Consider the following 4,061-nt stretch of genomic DNA (forward strand, 5'->3'; position numbering starts at 1 on the left):
ACGTACGCCATCTCTTTTATACGTTTGTCACAACGGCCGGTTTTCCTGGGATGACCTCCGTCCCGTTGTCGCCCGGGGCGCTACTTTTTGGCTCCCTCCTGCTGGCCCGGGATCAACGTTCGTTCCACAAAGGTGGTATCCGCTCGTGCATCGACAAACGTGGGGTGTGAGAGGATGGCTTTACTCAGCTCAACGGTTGTCTTGATCCCTTCGATCCTCAGCTCTTCCAGTGCCCGTTTCATCGCCGCAATCGCCTCGGCTCTCGTCGGCCGGTGGACGATGAGTTTCCCGATCATCGAATCATAATGGGGCGATACAACATATCCCGGATACACATGCGAATCGAAACGGACCCCCGGTCCTCCCGGTACAAATATCCGTTCGATCCGCCCCGGAGACGGCCGAAATCCCCGCTCGGGATCTTCAGCATTGATGCGGCACTCGATGGCCACCCCACGGTGCTCTACATCTTCCTGCTTGAGCGGCAACGGCTCTCCCGCTGCCACCTTGATCTGCAGCTTGATGAGGTCCAGACCGGTCACCATCTCCGTGACCGGATGTTCCACCTGAATCCGGGCATTGACCTCGATGAAATAGAAGTTGAAATGCCGGTCCACCAGAAACTCGACCGTCCCCGCGTTGTAATAGTTCGCGGCCTTGAGCAGCTTGACAGCCGACTCACAGATCGCCTGGCGCACTTCCTGAGGCAGATTGGGCGCCGGGCTTTCCTCAATCAGTTTCTGATGACGGCGTTGGATCGTGCAGTCACGCTCCCAGAGGTGGATGACATTTCCATAGTGATCCCCGATGGCCTGGACCTCCACGTGCCGGGGATGCTCGATGTATTTTTCGAGGTAAACGGCACCGTTTCCGAAGGCGGCCTCGGCCTCCTGCTGCGCCTGCTGAAGGGCGGACTTGAGAGACTGTTCGCTGACCGCGATGCGCATTCCTTTGCCACCGCCTCCGGCCGCCGCTTTGATGAGAACCGGATAACCGATCTCCCGGGCAACCCGGAGGGCTTCTGCCTCCGTCTCCACCGTGCCCTCGCTTCCCGGTACCACCGGTACCCCGACCTTCTTGGCCAAAGCCCGCGCGGCGTTTTTATCCCCCAGAAGGGCCATCGCTTCATGCGGAGGCCCGATAAACTCGATCTGGCAACTGCGGCAAACTTCCGCAAAATGGGCATTCTCGGAAAGAAACCCATACCCAGGATGAATCGCCTGGGCATTGCCGATCTCGGCGGCGCTGATCACCCGATCGTACCGGAGATAGCTTTCCGAGGCCTTGGCCGGTCCGATGCAATACGCCTCGTCGGCGAGCTCCAGGTAAGCCGATCCGCGATCTGCTTCGCTGAAAACGGCGACCGTTTCGATGCCCATCTCTCGACAGGCTCGCAGCACCCGAAGGGCGATCTCTCCTCGATTGGCAATCAGAATCCGTTTGAACATAAGCGATTAAGCGTGTGAGGTGGTGGCAGACTTCTTCCCGAGAACGCCGAGCGATGCGGTTAACGAGACCCTGCTTCAGCCCTGCGTATCCACCTTGAACAACGGCTGGCCGTACTCCACCGGCTCGCCATTTTCCACCAGGACGGCCACAATTTTTCCGGAAATTTCTGCGGGCAACTCGTTGAAGACTTTCATGGCCTCCACAATACCCACAATGGTTTCCGGATTGACGTGGTCTCCCACCTTCACATAGGGGGGAGAATCGGGGTCCGGGGCCGCATAAAAGGTTCCCACCATCGGACTGCGGATGTAGGCGATGTTTTCTTCCTTGGGAGGAGGCGGCGTCTCAGTCTCCCGAACCGGCGGCTCCGAAGGAGCCGGGGGCTGTGCCGCCGGTGCCGCGACCGATGGGGCAACTCCAGGCGGCAGTGAGGGCATCCACATCGGTATCGGGGCACCCGCTGGAGTGGGCACGACTTCCGGCCCGCGGCGGAGGCGAATTCGCTTCTCCCCGGATCTCAGGTCAATCTCGCTGAGGTCGTGTACCCGCATCAACTCAATGAGTTCCCGAACACGGGCCACATCAAACACATCCGGCTGGGGCGGTTCTTGCTTTTGAGCGTCGGGAGCGTTTGAACCCATAGGCGAGTCATTCTATAGCTGGAAGTGAACTTTCCTCGATTATCCTCAGAGACCTGTCAGGTGTCGTCAGAGTGTACTCACCTCGTCCAACTCTTTGGGAAGGCTGGTAAGGACTTCGTGTCCATCACGGGTGACCAGAACGTCGTCCTCGAGCCGGACCCCACCCCAGTTTGGGATATAGATACCCGGCTCGACGGTTACCACCATCCCCGGCCGTAGAACGGTCTGCACCTTGGGCCCCAGGCGTGGGAGTTCGTGGATTTCGAGTCCCACCCCGTGTCCCAGACCGTGCCCAAAGAGGCGGCCGAACCCCGCTTCCTCAATGACCTGCCGAGCGGCACGGTCCACGTCCTCCGCCGTGACCCCCGGCCGGATGGCATCGATCGCCGCTTTTTGGGCCTTGAGAACGGTGGTATAGACCTTCGCGAACTTTGGGGCGATTCTACCAGTTGGGATGACGCGGGTCAAGTCGCTCTTGTACCATCCTTCATCAGCCCCCCAATCTACCAGAACAAATACATCTTCACCAATTTTCTTTGACGTCGGGATCACATGGGGAAGCGCTGCCCGCGGACCAACCCCTACAATCGTGGGGAATGCCGACCTCCGTGCCCCCAGCAGCCGCATCTGATGGTCGAGCAGGTCCGCCACGTCTTTCTCCGACTGGTCGGGCCGGAGAGTTGCCCGAACCGCCAGAAACGCCCGCTGGGCGATTGTGACGGCCGTGCGAATTCTTTGCAGCTCTTCCCGGTCTTTGATCGCCCGCTGCTCTTCGATCCAGTTCTCCGTCTTGGCGAATTCCACGCCGCTGACCGCATCCTGAAGTTTGCCAAACGAGGCCACCGAAAGTGAACCCGCCTCCACGCCGACTGTGCTGAGCTTGGTTTTCTTGATCAGTCGCGCGGCTGCCTGGACAAGGGAGACACCCTGCGGCCGAATGTAGGCTTCCAACCCCGGGCACTCTTCACGAATCTGCTCGGTAAAACGCGAGTCGCTGATTAGGATCGCATGATCTTCCGTTACCAGCAGGTAGCTGTCCTCGCCACTGAAGCCAGTCAAATAGGTGACATTTTCGGGCTTGCTCACCAGAAAGCCCACCAGATGTTCACGCTTCATGCGGCGACGCAGTTTGTCTCGCCGCTGGTTGAAATAAGCCGGATCGCTGTGCATTACCATGTCCTGTTCTCCGATGAGCCTCGCAGTGTATTCGCGTTAAATTACGAGATTGCCCTCCCCGAGACAAGTGCGGCCGTCGGCTTTAAGCCAAAATACCTCGGACACGGCCAACGCGGCGTTCAACACGCTGAGCCATCCGCACTTTTGCAAGAACCTACACAATATACCGGGGTACATTGCAGGGGCAATTCACGGATTGCCCCTACCGCTTAACCAGCAACAGAACCAGGCAGTTGGAATACGGTCGGTCAAATAGATAAGCCAAAGGTTGGAACGTGGCCGTGACAAGCACGTCCCTCCGAAAGTGACCCGACCAGCCGGTCGATTCGGGTTGAGTCGTTCCCACGCGCCCCGCCTGTGAGGGTCCGCGTCGGCAGTGGAGGAATCAGGATGAATCAGCAGAGCGAAGCCGCGCCCATGAGCCCTGGTCGCGACGGCGCCCCGGGACCGACGGTGAGGGCAAAGGTCAACTTTTGGCTACCTGTCACAACTCTCGCTCATAGGCCGCACAAAGCGGCCGGCAGCCGCCCGGAAATCGGTTGCCGTTGCTGAGACGGGCGTATGCCCTCACAGCTTTTCCGGCGGAGGCACCACGAACGGCTCGCGGTACTCGCGCGTGAGGAGTCGATCGGCCTCCGGGTTGTCGATGAACTTCTCGTGCTCGGCATCAATCGCGAGCCGAGGTCCCAAAGTGAGCGGTTCTTTTCGCAGGTCGATACCGTTTTCTTTCAGATGGGCCTCAATGGCATTCAGAGTGGCCACGCAGTCTTCGTTGACATGAAGCGGTTCCAGGGC

At 59.3% G+C, this 4,061-nt stretch carries 3 protein-coding genes and 1 pseudogene; all 4 read right to left on the reverse strand.

The window, feature by feature from the left end:
* Nucleotides 1–80 precede the first annotated feature (80 nt).
* Nucleotides 81–1,448 (reverse strand): acetyl-CoA carboxylase biotin carboxylase subunit, encoded by a 1,368-nt coding sequence (accC, locus tag H5U08_RS11890; RefSeq protein ID WP_297033279.1) that lies wholly within the window; start codon nucleotides 1,446–1,448, stop codon nucleotides 81–83.
* A 75-nt stretch (nucleotides 1,449–1,523) separates the two neighbouring features.
* A complete protein-coding gene (gene accB / locus H5U08_RS11895) occupies nucleotides 1,524–2,090 on the reverse strand; it encodes an acetyl-CoA carboxylase biotin carboxyl carrier protein (RefSeq protein WP_297033281.1) in 567 nt (188 codons plus the stop codon).
* Nucleotides 2,091–2,156: 66 nt separating this feature from the next.
* Complete coding sequence (locus H5U08_RS11900) at nucleotides 2,157–3,260, reverse strand: Xaa-Pro peptidase family protein (protein WP_297033282.1); 1,104 nt, start codon at nucleotides 3,258–3,260, stop codon at nucleotides 2,157–2,159.
* A gap of 573 nt (nucleotides 3,261–3,833) precedes the next feature.
* Nucleotides 3,834–4,061 (reverse strand): annotated as a pseudogene (locus H5U08_RS11905) (gfo/Idh/MocA family oxidoreductase); the annotation flags it as partial.

Origin of the sequence: Thermogutta sp. (assembly GCF_014359955.1) — a bacterium.
GTDB lineage: Bacteria > Planctomycetota > Planctomycetia > Pirellulales > Thermoguttaceae > Thermogutta.

What these genes read in the sequence shown, in the direction of transcription:
- accB (WP_297033281.1), bottom strand. Translation starts at nt 2,090, where the DNA reads ATGGGTTCAAACGCTCCCGACGCTCAAAAGCAAGAACCGCCCCAGCCG.
- H5U08_RS11900 (WP_297033282.1), bottom strand. Translation starts at nt 3,260, where the DNA reads ATGCACAGCGATCCGGCTTATTTCAACCAGCGGCGAGACAAACTGCGT.
- accC (WP_297033279.1), bottom strand. Translation starts at nt 1,448, where the DNA reads ATGTTCAAACGGATTCTGATTGCCAATCGAGGAGAGATCGCCCTTCGG.